At 72.7% G+C, this 13,622-nt stretch carries 15 protein-coding genes; 10 read left to right on the top strand and 5 right to left on the bottom strand.

Going from position 1 to position 13,622, the window contains the following annotated elements:
• Positions 1 to 15: 15 nt before the first annotated feature.
• Together dksA and BUB97_RS15015 are read right to left on the bottom strand one after the other, a co-directional pair.
• Positions 16 to 432, bottom strand: a complete 417-nt coding sequence (dksA, locus tag BUB97_RS15020) for an RNA polymerase-binding protein DksA (RefSeq protein WP_073136137.1) — start codon at positions 430 to 432, stop codon at positions 16 to 18.
• Positions 433 to 560: 128 nt separating this feature from the next.
• A complete protein-coding gene (locus BUB97_RS15015; RefSeq protein WP_073136135.1) occupies positions 561 to 980 on the bottom strand; it encodes a flagellar assembly protein FliX in 420 nt (139 codons plus the stop codon).
• 151 nt (positions 981 to 1,131) lie between these two features.
• Between BUB97_RS15015 and BUB97_RS15010 the strand changes: the two genes are divergently transcribed.
• From BUB97_RS15010 to BUB97_RS14970, 9 genes are all read left to right on the top strand, one after another.
• Positions 1,132 to 2,262: a flagellar basal body P-ring protein FlgI gene (locus BUB97_RS15010; RefSeq protein ID WP_073136132.1), complete on the top strand. Its 1,131-nt coding sequence runs from the start codon at positions 1,132 to 1,134 to the stop codon at positions 2,260 to 2,262.
• Positions 2,262 to 2,597 carry a rod-binding protein gene (locus tag BUB97_RS15005; RefSeq protein ID WP_073136130.1) on the top strand — a complete coding sequence of 112 codons (336 nt, stop codon included), beginning with the start codon at positions 2,262 to 2,264 and terminating at the stop codon, positions 2,595 to 2,597. Before BUB97_RS15010 ends, BUB97_RS15005 begins: the two co-directional genes overlap by 1 nt.
• Positions 2,594 to 3,010 carry a hypothetical protein gene (locus BUB97_RS15000; RefSeq protein WP_073136128.1) on the top strand — a complete coding sequence of 139 codons (417 nt, stop codon included), beginning with the start codon at positions 2,594 to 2,596 and terminating at the stop codon, positions 3,008 to 3,010. The genes BUB97_RS15005 and BUB97_RS15000 overlap by 4 nt, the downstream gene beginning before the upstream one ends.
• Positions 3,011 to 3,152: 142 nt before the next feature.
• Complete coding sequence (locus tag BUB97_RS14995) at positions 3,153 to 3,962, top strand: RibD family protein (RefSeq protein WP_073136244.1); 810 nt, start codon at positions 3,153 to 3,155, stop codon at positions 3,960 to 3,962.
• Entirely contained in the window at positions 3,959 to 4,960 is a 1,002-nt protein-coding gene (locus BUB97_RS14990; RefSeq protein ID WP_073136126.1) for a zinc-dependent alcohol dehydrogenase, read from the top strand. The genes BUB97_RS14995 and BUB97_RS14990 overlap by 4 nt, the downstream gene beginning before the upstream one ends.
• A gap of 7 nt (positions 4,961 to 4,967) precedes the next feature.
• Positions 4,968 to 5,387, top strand: coding sequence for a 6-pyruvoyl trahydropterin synthase family protein (locus BUB97_RS14985; protein WP_073136124.1), 420 nt, complete (start codon positions 4,968 to 4,970; stop codon positions 5,385 to 5,387).
• Positions 5,384 to 6,418, top strand: coding sequence for a glycosyltransferase family 4 protein (locus tag BUB97_RS14980; protein ID WP_073136122.1), 1,035 nt, complete (start codon positions 5,384 to 5,386; stop codon positions 6,416 to 6,418). Before BUB97_RS14985 ends, BUB97_RS14980 begins: the two co-directional genes overlap by 4 nt.
• Complete coding sequence (locus BUB97_RS14975; protein WP_073136120.1) at positions 6,415 to 7,287, top strand: hypothetical protein; 873 nt, start codon at positions 6,415 to 6,417, stop codon at positions 7,285 to 7,287. The genes BUB97_RS14980 and BUB97_RS14975 overlap by 4 nt, the downstream gene beginning before the upstream one ends.
• A 4-nt stretch (positions 7,288 to 7,291) precedes the next feature.
• Positions 7,292 to 8,428, top strand: a complete 1,137-nt coding sequence (locus BUB97_RS14970) for a four-carbon acid sugar kinase family protein (protein WP_073136118.1) — start codon at positions 7,292 to 7,294, stop codon at positions 8,426 to 8,428.
• 50 nt (positions 8,429 to 8,478) lie between these two features.
• Here the strand turns inward: BUB97_RS14970 and BUB97_RS14965 are convergent, their stop codons facing one another.
• The 3 genes from BUB97_RS14965 to BUB97_RS14955 all read right to left on the bottom strand — a co-directional run bounded on the left by BUB97_RS14965 (position 8,479) and on the right by BUB97_RS14955 (position 12,580).
• Entirely contained in the window at positions 8,479 to 9,261 is a 783-nt protein-coding gene (locus BUB97_RS14965; RefSeq protein ID WP_073136116.1) for a hypothetical protein, read from the bottom strand.
• Between the two features lie 543 nt (positions 9,262 to 9,804).
• A complete protein-coding gene (locus BUB97_RS14960; protein ID WP_073136114.1) occupies positions 9,805 to 10,941 on the bottom strand; it encodes a bifunctional 2-methylcitrate synthase/citrate synthase in 1,137 nt (378 codons plus the stop codon).
• 109 nt (positions 10,942 to 11,050) lie between these two features.
• Entirely contained in the window at positions 11,051 to 12,580 is a 1,530-nt protein-coding gene (locus BUB97_RS14955) for an MmgE/PrpD family protein (protein ID WP_073136112.1), read from the bottom strand.
• Between the two features lie 105 nt (positions 12,581 to 12,685).
• Here BUB97_RS14955 and BUB97_RS14950 point away from each other — a divergent pair, with 105 nt between their 5' ends.
• Positions 12,686 to 13,615 carry a LysR substrate-binding domain-containing protein gene (locus BUB97_RS14950; RefSeq protein WP_073136110.1) on the top strand — a complete coding sequence of 310 codons (930 nt, stop codon included), beginning with the start codon at positions 12,686 to 12,688 and terminating at the stop codon, positions 13,613 to 13,615.
• Positions 13,616 to 13,622 lie beyond the last annotated feature (7 nt).

Below are 13,622 nucleotides of genomic sequence, written 5' to 3'. Positions count from 1 at the left end.
CGGGGGTATCAGGACTCAGTCGTCGCGGTGCACCCGCTCCATGCGCTCATGGCGCTCCTGGGCCTCGATGGAGAGGGTGGCGATGGGCCGGGCCTCAAGCCGGCGCAGGCCGATCGGCTCGCCGGTTTCCTCGCAATAGCCGTAAGTACCGTTGTCCACCCGCTCCAGCGCCTGGTCGATCTTGCTGATCAGCTTGCGGGCCCGGTCGCGGGTCCGGAGCTCCAGGGCGCGATCGGTCTCGACGCTGGCCCGGTCGGTCAGGTCGGCCTCCACGATGCCGCCCTGGCCCATGGAGGACAGGGTCTCGCCCGCCTCCCGCAGCAGGTCCTGGCGCCACCGCAGCAGCTTCTGCCGGAAATAGGCGAGCTGCCGGGGGTTCATGAAGGCTTCGTCGTCCGAAGGCTTGTAGTCCGGCGGCAAGGTGATGAGCATGGCTTACATCCCGATGGCCTGGCCCGACCCCCCGGTCCCCCCGGCCGGTCAGGCAGCCGCGTATAGCGACGCCGCCGGGCGCAAAACAAGGGGAACTCCCTCGGCAAGCGTCTCCGAAAGGCGGCTCTTCATCTTGGTGCAACCATTATGCCACGCCGGGCTAGCTCGACTCGCGCCCGGAGGGCGATGCCGGCCAGCGCATCGGCCAGCACCGGATCAGCGGGCGACTCGCCCTCGGCCAGATCCGCGAGGCGGGCCAGGGCCTCCGGATCGGCGCGGCCGCGCAGCATCCCGGCCTGGAGGGCGGCGAGTTCCTTGAGCAGCTCCCGCGCGCGGGCGGCCCCGCGCCGGTCCCGCCCGGCGGCATCCTCGGCCTCCTGCAGAGCCATCAGCCCGACCGGGGCGGCGGCCGCCAGCCCGGCCGCCTCCGCGGCTTCGGGGGTCATCCCGGCGGGCAGGCGGAAGCCGCCCCCTGCCCGCCCGGCCGCCCGTGCCGCCGGCGCCGCCGGCGCGCGGGTGATGCCGCCCACGCCACTCATGCCTGCCATTGCCGCCTCCTTCCTCCACCACCTGTCCTGGTGCCCGATCCTGCCGCGGCATGGGCCGGAAACGCCCCCTGCCCGGCAGGCCTTGCCGCCCCCTCCCCCTCCCGCCCTGGCATGGCCGTTGCGCTGGGGAAGGCCGTTGGTGGAGGTCACATTGCCCCAGACCGGTTTCCGAAGCGCGAAGGCTGCGGCGTTCCTGGGCGCCACCCTGCTCTGCCTCCTCCTCTGGACGGGGGCGGCGGCGGCGCAGGTGCGGATCAAGGACATCGCCGATATCGAGGGCGTGCGGGACAACCAGCTCGTCGGCTACGGGCTGGTGGTGGGCCTGCCCGGCACGGGCGACCGGCTGCGCTCGGCCATCTTCACCCGCCAGTCCCTGGTCGGGATGCTGGAGCGGCTGGGCGTGAACACGCGCGACCAGGAGCGCCAGCTCGACACGCGCAACGTCGCGGCGGTCATGGTCACGGCTAACCTTCCCGCCTTCGCCCGGCCAGGCAGCCGGGTGGACATCGCGGTCTCCTCGCTCGGCGACGCCTCGAACCTCACCGGCGGCACCCTGCTCGTCACGCCGCTGCTCGGGGCGGATGGCGAGGTCTATGCGGTGGCGCAGGGCGCGGTCGCCACGGGCGCGATCGGCGCGCGCGGCCAGGCCGCCTCCATCCAGCGCGGCGTGCCCACCTCGGCGCGGATCGCCTCCGGCGCCGTGGTGGAGCGCGAGCTGCCCTTCGAGCTGGGCGGGCGCGACCGGGTTCGCCTCTCTCTCCGCAACCCCGACCTGACCACGGCGCAGCGCATGGCCACCGTCATCAACCGCGCCATCGGCGCGGGCAGCGCGACGGCGACCGACCCGCGCACCGTCGTGCTGATGACCGCCGGCCGCGACATCGCGCGCCTCCTGACCGATATCGAGCAGCTCCGCGTGGAGCCGGACCAAGCCGCCCGCGTCATCATCGAGGAAGCCTCGGGCACCATCGTGATGGGCGCGAATGTGCGCGTCTCCACCGTCGCCATCGCCCAGGGCAACCTGACCATCCGCGTCACCGAGGCGCCGCAGGTCAGCCAGCCCGGGCCGCTCTCCGGCGGGCAGACCGTGGTCGTGCCGCGCACCGGCATCGATGTGGATGACGGGCGCGAGCGGCGCCTCGGCATCCTGCCGCGTTCCGTCACGCTGGAGGAGCTGGTCCGCGGGCTCAACTCCCTCGGCGTCGGGCCGCGGGATCTGATCACCATCCTGCAATCCATCAAGGCCGCCGGCGCGCTGCAGGCCGAGCTGGAGGTGCGGTGATGGACCGCCTTTCCGCCCCCGGCGGCGCCCCGAACCAGACCGCCAGCCACGCCGCGAACCATGCCGCCAACCATGCCGCGCTGGCCCGCGTCGCGCGCCGCTTCGAGGCCCAGGCCCTCGGCGCGCTGCTGAAGCCCGTCTTCGGAGAGGCGCCAAAAGGGCTCCTCTCCGGAGGCGCGGCCGAGGCGCAGTGGCGGCCGATGCTGGTGGAGAACTATGCCCGCTCCTGGTCCGACCGGGGCGGTGTGGGCATCGCCGATGCGGTGTTCCGCGAAATGCTGCGCATGCAATCCGCCGCGCAGGGACAGGCCAATCCGGAAGGAACGACGCCATGAGCCAGGTTCCGATGATCCATGCCCTCCTCAATGCCGGGCAGCGGCTTGCGGAGGCGCTGCGGGAGGAGAACGAGGCGCTCGCGCGGCTCGACCTCTCCCGCGCCGCGACCCTCGCCACCGTCAAGGTGCAGGCCTCCGATGCCTTCGCCGCCGCCTATGGCGCCGCCACCCGCACCGGAAGCAGCGCCCAGGGTGAGCTTCGCAGCGCGGCGGAGAAGCTGGCCCTGCGGCTGAGCGACCTGTCCGACGAGAACCGGCGCCTGCTCGAGCGTGCCATCAGCCTGCAATCCCGCGTGATCGAGACCATCGCCGGGGCCGCGCTGCCGGCGAGCCGCCCGGCCACCTATGGCGGGATGGGCCAGCGCGCCATGCCGCGCCAGACGCCGGCCCTGGCGCTCGCCGCGCGGGCCTGACACGGCGCGGTGCCGTCGCCCCCCAATCCTGCTGGCGCGCATCGGCCTGCCGGCGCGCCCCGGCCTTCTGGCGCGCCCCGGCCTTCTGGCGCGCCCCGGCCTTCTGGCGCGCATCGCGCCGCTGGGGCATAGCTCGTGCCGGATGGAATGCGCCACCGACACCGCGGAAGACGCGACGAAGGCCTGGGCCGCGCTGCTGGCGCGGCGCGCCGGGCATGGCGGCTCGCTGCCCGGCCATCCGCTCGGCGCGCTGTTCGGCCCGGTGCTCGCGGGCGGTGCGGGCGAGGATGGCTGCATGGTGATCGGCCGCCTGGCACAGACGCTCGACGGGCGCATCGCGACCTCCGGGGGTTCGAGCCAGTGGATCGGCGGGCGGGGCGATATCCTGCACACCCATCGCCTGCGCGCGCTCTGCGATGCCGTCCTGGTCGGCGCCGGCACGGTGGAACAGGACGATCCGCGCCTGACCACGCGGGAGGTGGAGGGCGCGAGCCCCGTGCGCGTGGTGCTCGACCCGCGGCGCCGGCTTCCCGTCTCCCACCGCGTCTTCTCCGATGGCGGGCCGCCCACCTTGCTCGCCTGCCTGGAGGAGCATGCCGACGGCACGCATCACGGCGCGGCCGAGCTGCTGCCCCTGCCACGGGAGGGCTCGGGCGCCGATCTCACCGCCTTGCTGCGCGCGCTGCATGGGCGGGGCCTGTCCCGCCTCTTCGTCGAAGGGGGTGGGGTGACGGTGTCCGCCTTCCTGGCGGCCGGGCTGCTGGACCGGCTGCATGTCACCATCGCGCCCGTGATCCTCGGCTCGGGCCGCGCCGCCTTCACCCTGCCGGAAGCCACGCGCATCGCGGATGGGCTTCGCTTCGAATGGACATCCTATCCGCTCGAGGGCGGCGACATCCTGCTCGACATCCCGCTGCGCCGCACGCGGCCGCGCGTCTGCGAGGGCGCATGACCCCTTCCCTCACCGCCACCGCCTTCTGGACGACCGGGCCGGGCCAGGGCGCCATCCATGGCGAGACGCTGCGCGCGCCGGGGTCGGGCGAGGTGCTGGTGCGCAGCCTGGCCAGCGGCGTCAGCCGGGGGACCGAACGGCTGGTCTTCCATGGCGGCGTGCCGGAGGGGGAATGGGCGCGCATGCGCGCGCCGCTGCAAGCCGGCGACTTCCCGTTTCCCGTCAAATACGGTTACGCGGCGGTCGGCATCGTGGAGGACGGGCCGGAGGAATGGATCGGCCGCCGCGTCTTTTGCCTGCACCCGCATCAGGACCTTTTCGTCGCGCCGCTCTCGCTCTGCACCCCCGTGCCGGACCGGGTGCCGGAATGGCGTGCCGTGCTGGCCGCGAATATGGAAACCGCGCTGAACGTGATCTGGGACGCGCAGCCCCTGGCCGGCGAGCGCGGGCTGGTGATCGGCGCGGGCGTCGTCGGGCTTCTCTGCGCCTGGCTCCTCTCCCGCTTCCCCGCCGTGGAGATGGTGCTGGCCGACCCCGATCCGCAGCGCGCCGCGGTGGCGCAGCGGCTCGGGCTGCGGCTGGTCCCGCCGGAGGAGGCGCCGGCGAACCGCGACCTGATCATCCACGCCTCCGGCAATCCGGAAGGGCTCCGCACCGCGCTGCGCTGCGCCGGCTTCGAGGCGCGCATCCTCGAGGCCTCCTGGTTCGGCGCGGCCGAATGTTCCCTGCCGCTCGGAGAGGCCTTTCACGCCAACCGCGTGACCTTGCGCTCCACCCAGGTCGGTCAGATCGCCGGGCCGATGCGCGGGCGGCGGACGCATGGGGAGCGGATGGCGCTCGCCCTTTCCCTGCTCGCCGACCCGGCGCTCGATGCGCTCTGTGGGCCGATGGTGCCCTTCCGCGACCTGCCGCGCGCCATGCCCGACCTTCTCGGCCCGCCGGCCGAGGGCCGCTCCGCGCCGCTCTGCCCCGTCGTCACCTATGACAGCGAAGAATGAGACCGCCATGTACAGCCTGACCGTCGCCGATCACGTCATGATCGCGCATTCCTTCCGCGGCGAGGCCTTCGGCCCCGCCCAGCGCGTGCATGGCGCCACCTTCGTGGTGGAGGCCGAGTTCCGCGCGCCGCGGCTGGACGACGCCAACCTGCTGGTGGACATCGCCGCCGCCCGGGTGGAGCTGCGCCGCATCCTGGACAGCTTCGACTACAGCAACCTGGACACGCTGCCCGCCTTCACCGGCCAAAATACCACGACGGAGTTCCTCTGCTTCCATGTCCATGGCCTGCTCTGCGGCGCACTGGCCGAGGGCAAGCTGGGGGCCGGAGGGAAGGATGTGGTGAGCGTGAAGGTGCTGCTGCGGGAAAGCCCGCTCGCCTGGGCCGCCTATGAGGCCGAGGTGCCGAAGCGGACCGCCGCCGCGTGAGGATCGCCTTCGCCCTGCCCGCGCCGCTGGATGCGATCAGCGGCGGCTACAATTACGACCGCCGTATCCTGCACGGTCTGCGCGAACTGGGGCATGTGGTGCGCGTGGAGGAGATGGCCGGCCGCCATCCCCTGCCGGACGAGGCCGCCGAGGCCGCCGCGCGTTCGGTGGTGGGGCGCCTGGCCGAAGGCGAGGTTCTTGTGGTGGACGGACTGGGCTTGCCCGCCTTCGCCGGGTTGCCCGCCACCGCCCGTGCGGTTGGCCTAATTCATCACCCCACCGCGCTGGAGACAGGCTTCCCCGCAGCGGATCGCGAGGCGCTGCTCCAGCGGGAGCGGGCGCTTTTCCCGGCCATGGCGCGCCTCATCACCACCTCCCGCCTCACGGCGGAGCGGTTGTCAGCCGAGTTCGCGGTCGCCCCCTCGCGCATCGGAACGGTGGAGCCGGGCACGGAGGAGGCGGCGCGCGCTGCCGGTTCGGGCGGGCCGGGCTGCTCTATCCTGGCCGTCGGCACCCTCGTGCCGCGCAAGGGATACGACGTGCTGCTCCGGGCTCTGGCGCGGCTGACCGATATCGAATGGACCCTCACCATCGTCGGCGCGCCGCGCGACCCCGTGCACGCAGCCGGCCTTAAGGCGCTCGCCGAGGAGCTGGGCATCGCACAGCGCGTGACCTTCGCCGGCGAGGTGGAGGGCGAGGCGCTGGAGGCGCTCTACGCGCGCGCCGACCTCTTTGCCTCCGCCTCCCACTGGGAGGGGTATGGCATGGCCGTCGCGGAGGCCCTCGCTCGCGGATTGCCGCTCGCGGTCACCTCGGGCGGCGCTCTGGCCGATCTCGCGCCGCGCGACGCGGCCGTGATCTGCGCGCCGGGTGACGCCAACAGCCTCTCCCGCGCCATGCGCCGGCCGATCTATGATCCTGGGCTGCGGCAGGCCATGGCGGATGCCGCCTGGCGCGCCGGGCAGGCCCTGCCCCGCTGGACGGACCGCGCCGCCGCCTTCGCGCGCGAGATCGAGGCGGCCTTCGCATGACCGAGACCTTCGATGCCGACTGGCTGGAACTGCGCGAACCGCCGGATGCTCGCGCGCGCAACTTCGTCCTGGCCCAGGCGCTCGCCGCCGCGCTCCCGGCGCGCCCGCGCCTCCTGGATCTCGGCGCCGGCACCGGCAGCCTGTTCCGCTGGCTCGCGCCCATCCTGAACCGGCCCCAGGCCTGGACGCTGGTGGATGCGGACGTCACGCTGATCGAATTCGCTTTCGACACCATCGCGATGCGCGCGACCGCCGTGGGCTTCGAGGTTTCCGCGCCCAACAAGCGGACGCTGCTGGTGCACACCCCGTCCGGCGCCTGGCGCGTGGAAGGGCTGGTGCTGGACCTCGCCGATGCGCCCGACGGCCTTCCGCTCTCCCGCGCCGATGGCGTGGTGTGCACGGCGCTGTGCGATCTCGTCTCGCGCGGCTGGGTGGCGCGCATGGCGGCGGAGCTGCGCCTGCCCTTCTACTCCGCCCTGAATGTGGAGGGCGACGCGCGCTTCCTGCCGCCGCATCCCGCGGACGGGTTGGTGGCGCGCGGCTTCCGGCGCGACCAGATCCGGGACAAGGGCTTCGGCGGGCCTGCCCTCGGCGGCGGCGCCACGCGCGCGATGGCTTCCGCCTTCCGTACGCATGGTTTCCGCGTGACGACGGCTCCCTCGCCATGGCGGATCGGCGCGGCGGAGACGCGCATGTTGTCCGACCTCGCGCGGGGCCATACGGAGGCGGCGATGCGCCAGGCGCCGCGCGCGGGGGGCACGATCTCCTCCTGGTCCGCCACCCGCGCCGCGCAGGCACGGCGCGGGCGGCTGCGGGCGGTGGTCGGGCATTCCGACCTCCTGGCCCTCCCGCCCCGCCGGAGCCGCTAGGCGCATGCTGCGCCTCGGCTGCATCGCCATCGACGCGGCAGCGGCGCTGGAGTTCGGCGCGCTGCTCGCGAATGAAGGAGTCGCCACGGCTCTGGTCAGCGACCTCCAGCCCGGCACCATACCGCGGGCCGAGGCGGTGCTGGCCTTGCTGCCGGAGGAGGCAGGCGTGGCGGAGGCCCTGGCGGCCTGCGAGGCGCTGCTCGCCGCTGGCGCCGCACGCATCCTTCTCCTGACGGGCGCCCGGTTCGACGACCCTCTGACCGGCCCCATGGGGGATGCGTTGCTGCGGCGGCTGCAGGCGGGGTTCGCCCTGGCCGTGCCGGGCTTTCCCTCTCGCGGGCGCAGCACCTATCTCGGCCATCTCTTCCTCGGCACCGCCCTGGCGGGTGGCGAGCCGAGCCTGCCGCGCCGGCTCGCCGCGTGGGCCGATGCGCCTGTCGGGCTGATTCCATTCGCCATGGTCGAAAAGGGCACGGGGAGGATCCGCCGCGAGATGTCGCGCCTCGCCGAAGCAGGGCGACGCTATGGGCTGGCCGATGCGGTGACCGATGCGCATCTCGGCGCCCTGGCGGAAGCCGCCGCGTCCCAGGCCTTCGTCATCGGCGGCGCGGGTCTTGGGCTCTCCTTTCCCACGGCCCTGCGGAGCGCGGGCATCCTGGCGGCGGCGGAGCCGGAGAGTTGGCCGGAGCCCCGGGGAAGCTGGGCGGTGATCGCGGCGAGCGATGCGCGGGCGACGCTGGCTCAGATCGGCTTTGCGCGCCTGCATGGGCCCGTGCTGGACCTCAGCTCCGCTGCCGAGGTGACCGAGGCCCTGGACCATGCGACCGCTCTTCTGTCGGAAGAGCATCCGCTGATCATCAGTGCCACGCCGGAATTTGCCCGGGACGCGGCCGCGGGACCGGCGCTCGCGGACCTCGCTTCGGAACTGGCCCGGCGCGGCGTGGGGCGGCTGCTGGTGGCGGGGGAGGCCCTGTTCGGCCCCGTGCTGCGCCAGCTCGGCACCACGGCCCTGCGGATCGGGCCGGAGGCGGCGCAGGCGACGCCCTGGTGCGTGGCCGGGGAGACGGGGCTGCAGATCGCCTTCAAGCCAGATGACGTCGGGGGGCGCGACATCCTGCTCCGGGCCTTCCTGCCCATCTGAACAAAAAAAGGGGGCGCCAAGGCGCCCCCTTCTTCGTCACGCAGCGGCGTTCAGGTCGCGTCGCTGTTGTTCGTCGTCACGTTGTCCATCTCCGTCGCGGCCTCGTTGGCGGCAACGGCGGCGGCCTCGGCCTTCTTGCGGGCGCGAGTGATGGCACCCTTCTTGGCGGCCTCGCTGCGGCCCGACGTCGCGGCGCTCTTGCGGGCGCCGGTGGTGCGGGTCGCGGCAGCGCGCGTGGCGGCCGGCGCCTTGCGGGCGACGGTCGTCTTCGCGGCCCCGCGGGTCGTGGTCTTCGCCGCGCCGCGCGTGCTGGTCTTGGCGGCGGTGGCGCGCTTCGGAGCGGCCGCCTTGCGGGCCGTCGTCGCGGTGGTGCGCTTCGCGGCGGCGGTGGTGCGCTTCGCGGCCGGGCGGCGGGCCGTCGCGGTCTTCGCGGCGGTCTTGGCCGTGGTGGCGCGCTTGGCGGTCGCCGTGCTGCGGCGGGCCGGGGCGGCCTTCTTGGCGGCGGCGGGCTTGCGGGCCGTCGTCGTCCGGGTCGTCGCGGTCTTGCGGGCGGTCGCCGTCTTGCTCGCGGCGGTCTTGCGGGCAGGAGCCTTCTTCGCCGCGGTCGTCTTGCGGGCGGTGGTCGCCTTGCTCGCGGCAGTCTTGCGGGCCGGAGCCTTCTTCGCCGCAGCGGCGGTGGTCTTCTTCGCGGCAGGCTTCTTGGCCGCGGTCGCCTTCGTGGCCTTGGCGGCCGGCTTGGCGCGGCCGGCGGTGCTCGCCTTACGCGTGCCGGTGCTGCGGCGCGAGGTGCTCATGGCCATCGCGGCCGCGCGGGGGGTCGTCTCTTCGCTCACGTGCTGGGATCTCCTGATGGTTGATGCCGAGTGGGTCACGTCTTGGTCCATTGGGACCCGCCGACGCGCCCACCGGGGAGGGAGGCGTCACAGGGTCTGCATCCGCTGCACGGGGAGAAGGGCCGGCCGCGCCGAGCCGTGACGGGCCTCGCGCTCCCGAAGGGGTTCGTCTCCGAAGCCCGCCTCGTCCTCTCTCGTCCGGTTCGCGAAACCCATGATCTGGATTCCAGGAACCTTCCATCCGCACTGCGTTGCGCCGATCACCCTCCGTCCGCTCGCTGCGTCGCCATCATGCCGGGTGCATCGGACTGCACAGGTGCTTGACAGCATCGCGCGCGAATCGCGTGGGACGGTTCATGCGCGTCTCACGCTATCTGCACGCGCATCCGGCTTGTCAACGAAAAGACTTCATGCACGCGCAGATTTTCGCGTGCATCCGAATCGACGCACTGCGCGTTGCGCGCCGTCACCTTCCGTGACGCATCGCGCGAGGTGTCGCCGCGGTGGAAGCGCGCGCTGCGCGCTCCACCGCAGCTCGCTTCGTCAGGTGCGCTTGCTCATCGGCGGCACCGCGCGCTGCACGGCCCCGGTGTAGTGCGAGAGCGGGCGGATCAGGCGGTTGTCCGCCGCCTGCTCGATGACATGCGCGGCCCAGCCGGTGATGCGGGCGGCGACGAAGATGGGCGTGAAGAGCGGGATGTCAAAGCCCATCAGGTGGTAGGCGGGCCCTGCCGGGAAATCGAGGTTCGGGTGAATGTTCTTCTTCGCCAGCATCTCGGCGGCGAGCAGGCGGGACATCTCCATCCAGCGCCGGTCGCCCACCACCTCCGCCATCTTCTCGGCATATTTGGTCATCGTCGGGACGCGGCTGTCGCCGTTCTTGTAGACCCGGTGACCGAAGCCCATGACCAGCGCGCGGTGGTCGAAGCGGGACTGGAGCCACTCCACCGCCCGGCCCGGCTCACCGATCTCGGAGAGCATGTGCATCACGGCCTCGTTGGCGCCGCCATGCAGCGGCCCCTTCAGGGCCGCGATGCCGCCCACCACCGCCCCGTGCAGGTCGGCGCCCGTGGAGGTGATGGTGCGCGCGGTGAAGGTCGAGGCGTTGAAGCCATGCTCGGCGTAAAGGGTAAGGGAAACGTCAAAGGCCTTGACCACTTCCGGCTGAGGAACGCGGCCGAAGACCAGGTGGAAGAAGTTGTCGGCGAAAGGCAGGGAGGGGTCCGGGGAGATCGGTTCCAGCCCCTTCGAGGCGCGGTGGGCGGCCGCGATGGCGGTCGGGATCTTGGCGAGAAGACGCATCGCCTTCCGCCGCGTCGCGGGCTCGGAGGTGTCGGCCGTCTCGGGGTCCTCCATGCCCATGAAGGAGACGGCGGTGCGGATCGCGTCCATCGGATGCGCGTCGCGCGGGAAGGACCTGATCACGTCCAGCAGGGCCGGGGTGAGCGCCCGCTGGCCGGATTCCTCGCGCTGGAAGTCCGCGAGCTGCGTCGCATTGGGCAGCTCCCCGTTCCAGAGGAGATAGGCGACCTCCTCGAACGAGCAGTTCTCGGCCAGGTCCTGCACGGGGTAGCCGCGATAGGTCAGGCTGTTCGTCTCCGGCATCACCTTGGAGACGGCGGACACGTCGGCGATGACGCCGACAAGGCCCTTGCGGATATCGGGCTGGGTTTCGCTCATGGGGTGTTCCTCCGTTGCATGTCGCGGGGCGGGCCGGCGGGCCCCTGCCCTGTCGCGCGCCTCGGCGCGTGTGCGCCGCCGGCCCCTGGACCGGCGGCGCGGGATGCGATCAGAAGATGCCGGGCTTGCCCTGGGCCAGCCGGCCATCCGGCAGCCGCACCGTGAGCTGGTCGAGCTCGCCCGCCCCGAGCGAGGCCAGGTTCTCGGCGGCCGCGATGAAGCGGTCCGCCTCGGCCGCGTCGATGATCCCCTCGGTCAGGATGCGGAACTTGCGGATGTAGTCCGCGCGCCCGAAGGGCTTCGCCCCGAGCGGGTGGGCATTGGCCACCGCGAGCTCGTCGGTCAGCACCGTGCCGTCCTTCAGCGTGATCTCGACCCGGCCGCCGAAGGCCAGCTCGTTCGGGTCGCGGGAGTGGTAGCGGCGCGTCCACTCCGGGTCCTCCCGCGTCTCCATCTTGTGCCAGAGGCGGACGGTGTCCGGGCGGGTGGCGCGCTCGGGGGCGTAGCTGTCCACATGGTGCCAGCGCCCGTCCTGCAGGGCGACGGTGAAGATGTACATGATGGAGTGGTCCAGCGTCTCGCGGCTGGCCTTCGGGTCCATCTTCTGCGGGTCGTTCGCGCCCGTGCCGATGACGTAGTGGGTGTGGTGCGAGGTATGAAGAAGGATCTTCTCGACCTGCTCGAGGTCCTTGATCCTCTCCCGCATCCGGAAGGCCAGATCGATCAGCGCCTGGGACTGGTACTCGGCCGAGTGCTCCTTCGTGTAGCTGTCGAGGATGGCCCGCTTGCCCTCCCCCGGCCCGGGCAGCGGCACCTGGTAGTAGACGGGCTCGTAGACGTCGCCCTGGTAGCGATGGGTGCGCCCGGCCAGCACCCAGGCGATGACGGAATCCTCGCCCTCATAGATCGGGCTCGGCGCGCCCTCGCCGCGCATCGCGCGGTCCACCGCCTCGACCGCGAGCTTGCCGGCATGGGCGGGGGCGAAGGCCTTCCAGGAGGAGATCTCGCCCTTGCGGCTCTGGCGGAAGGTGATGCTCACATGCAGCGCCTGCTGCACCGCCTGGAAGATGGTCGCCTGGTCCAGCCCGAGCAGCGTGCCAATGCCGGCCGCGGCGGCGGGGCAGAGATGGGCGATGTGGTCCACCTTGTGCTCATGCAGGCAAATCGCGCGGACGAGGTCGATATGAATCTCGTAGCCCGTGGCGAGGCCGCGCAGCAGCTCGGCGCCGCTCTTCCCCATGGTCTGCGCCACCGCGAGGACGGGCGGGATGTTGTCGCCGGGATGGGAGTAGTCGGCGGCGAGGAAGGTGTCGTGCATGTCCAGCTCGCGCACCGCCGTGCCATTCGCCCAAGCCGCCCATTCCGGCGAGAAGCGCTTCGAGGGGTCGAGGCCGAAGACGGTGGCGCCCCCCTGGCGCGCATGGCCGAGGGCCATCTGGCGCGCGGAGGTGGGGGCGGAGCGGTTGATGGCGGCGATGGCCACGGCGGCGTTGTCGATCACGCGGTTGATGATCATCGCCTGGGTGTCCTCCGGCACCGCCACGGCATCGGCGGCGACGCCGGCGATCTTCCAGGCAAGCTGGTCCTCGCGCTTCAGCAGGGCCTTGGACGGATAGACCTTCACATCGTGCAGTTGCACTGGCGTTGCTCCCCTTGGGCTCTTGGCACCGCGGTTCTGCACCCGGATCGGGTGATCGTCCAATCCGATTGACGTGGCCGCGCGATAGCGTTTCCGTATCTCCCCATGGATTTCCGCCTCGTGCGACGGCTCGGCCATTTCCTCGCTGTCGCGGAGGAAGGGCATTTCGGCCGCGCGGCCGCCCGGCTCGGCCTCTCGCAGCCACCGCTGACCGCGCAGATCCAGGCGCTGGAGCGGGAGCTGGGCGTGCGCCTGCTCGAACGCGGCGGGCGCGGCACCCGGCCGACGCGGGCGGGCGAGGCCCTGCTGCCGCTCGCGCGGCGCCTGGCCGAGGATGCGGGCGCGCTGGAGGCGCTGGCGCGCGAGCTGCGCGCCGGGCGCCATGCGCCGGTCGCCATCGCCTGCGTCACCTCCGCTCTCTTCGATGAACTGCCGCCGCTCGTTCGCGCCATCTCCGCCGCGCGGCCGGAGGCAGCGGTCTCGGTGCGCGAGATGGACACGGCGGATGCGCTGGAGGCGCTGCGGCGCGGTGAGGTGGACATCGCCCTGCTGCGCGACGACCGCGCGCGTCCGCCCATCCGCATCCGCCCCCTGGGCGACGACCACCTGATGGTCGCGCTGCCGGAAGGCCATCCGCTGCTGCGCGCGCCCGATCCCCTCCCCCTCGCCCTGCTGGCGGACGAGCCGATGCTGCTCCTGCCGCGCGCCATCTCGCCGACCTATGCCGATGCGATGGTGGCCGCCTGCCGCGAGGCCGGCTTCGCGCCGCGCGCGGTGCGGGAGGTCGGCTCGGCCATGGCGCAGCTCGGCTTCGTCGCGGCCGGTCTGGGTGTCGCGCTCGTCTCCTCCGGCATGTCGCGGCTGCACCCGCCGGGCGTCGCCTTCCGCGCGCTCGCCGGGCCGATCCGCGCCGTGGGCGTCGCGCTCGCCTGGAACGCGGAGCGGGAAGGTGAGGCCGCCGCCCTCGCGCTTTCTCTCGTCGAACAGCTCTTCCCCCGGCGTGGCGGGATACCCGCGCCGGACGATCTGCCCTAACCTCCGC

Source organism: Muricoccus roseus (assembly GCF_900141905.1).
Lineage (GTDB): Bacteria > Pseudomonadota > Alphaproteobacteria > Acetobacterales > Acetobacteraceae > Roseomonas > Roseomonas rosea.
The sequence above is the reverse complement of the archived record's forward strand: the minus strand, read 5'-3'. Positions and strand labels throughout refer to the sequence as shown.

Excerpts from the sequence above, each read along its gene's own strand:
- BUB97_RS14985 (WP_073136124.1), top strand. The coding sequence starts at position 4,968 with ATGTACAGCCTGACCGTCGCCGATCACGTCATGATCGCGCATTCCTTC.
- BUB97_RS14975 (WP_073136120.1), top strand. The coding sequence starts at position 6,415 with ATGACCGAGACCTTCGATGCCGACTGGCTGGAACTGCGCGAACCGCCG.
- BUB97_RS15005 (WP_073136130.1), top strand. The coding sequence starts at position 2,262 with ATGGACCGCCTTTCCGCCCCCGGCGGCGCCCCGAACCAGACCGCCAGC.
- BUB97_RS14950 (WP_073136110.1), top strand. The coding sequence starts at position 12,686 with ATGGATTTCCGCCTCGTGCGACGGCTCGGCCATTTCCTCGCTGTCGCG.
- BUB97_RS14970 (WP_073136118.1), top strand. The coding sequence starts at position 7,292 with ATGCTGCGCCTCGGCTGCATCGCCATCGACGCGGCAGCGGCGCTGGAG.
- BUB97_RS14960 (WP_073136114.1), bottom strand. The coding sequence starts at position 10,941 with ATGAGCGAAACCCAGCCCGATATCCGCAAGGGCCTTGTCGGCGTCATC.
- BUB97_RS14990 (WP_073136126.1), top strand. The coding sequence starts at position 3,959 with ATGACCCCTTCCCTCACCGCCACCGCCTTCTGGACGACCGGGCCGGGC.
- BUB97_RS15015 (WP_073136135.1), bottom strand. The coding sequence starts at position 980 with ATGGCAGGCATGAGTGGCGTGGGCGGCATCACCCGCGCGCCGGCGGCG.
- dksA (WP_073136137.1), bottom strand. The coding sequence starts at position 432 with ATGCTCATCACCTTGCCGCCGGACTACAAGCCTTCGGACGACGAAGCC.
- BUB97_RS14995 (WP_073136244.1), top strand. The coding sequence starts at position 3,153 with ATGGAATGCGCCACCGACACCGCGGAAGACGCGACGAAGGCCTGGGCC.
- BUB97_RS15000 (WP_073136128.1), top strand. The coding sequence starts at position 2,594 with ATGAGCCAGGTTCCGATGATCCATGCCCTCCTCAATGCCGGGCAGCGG.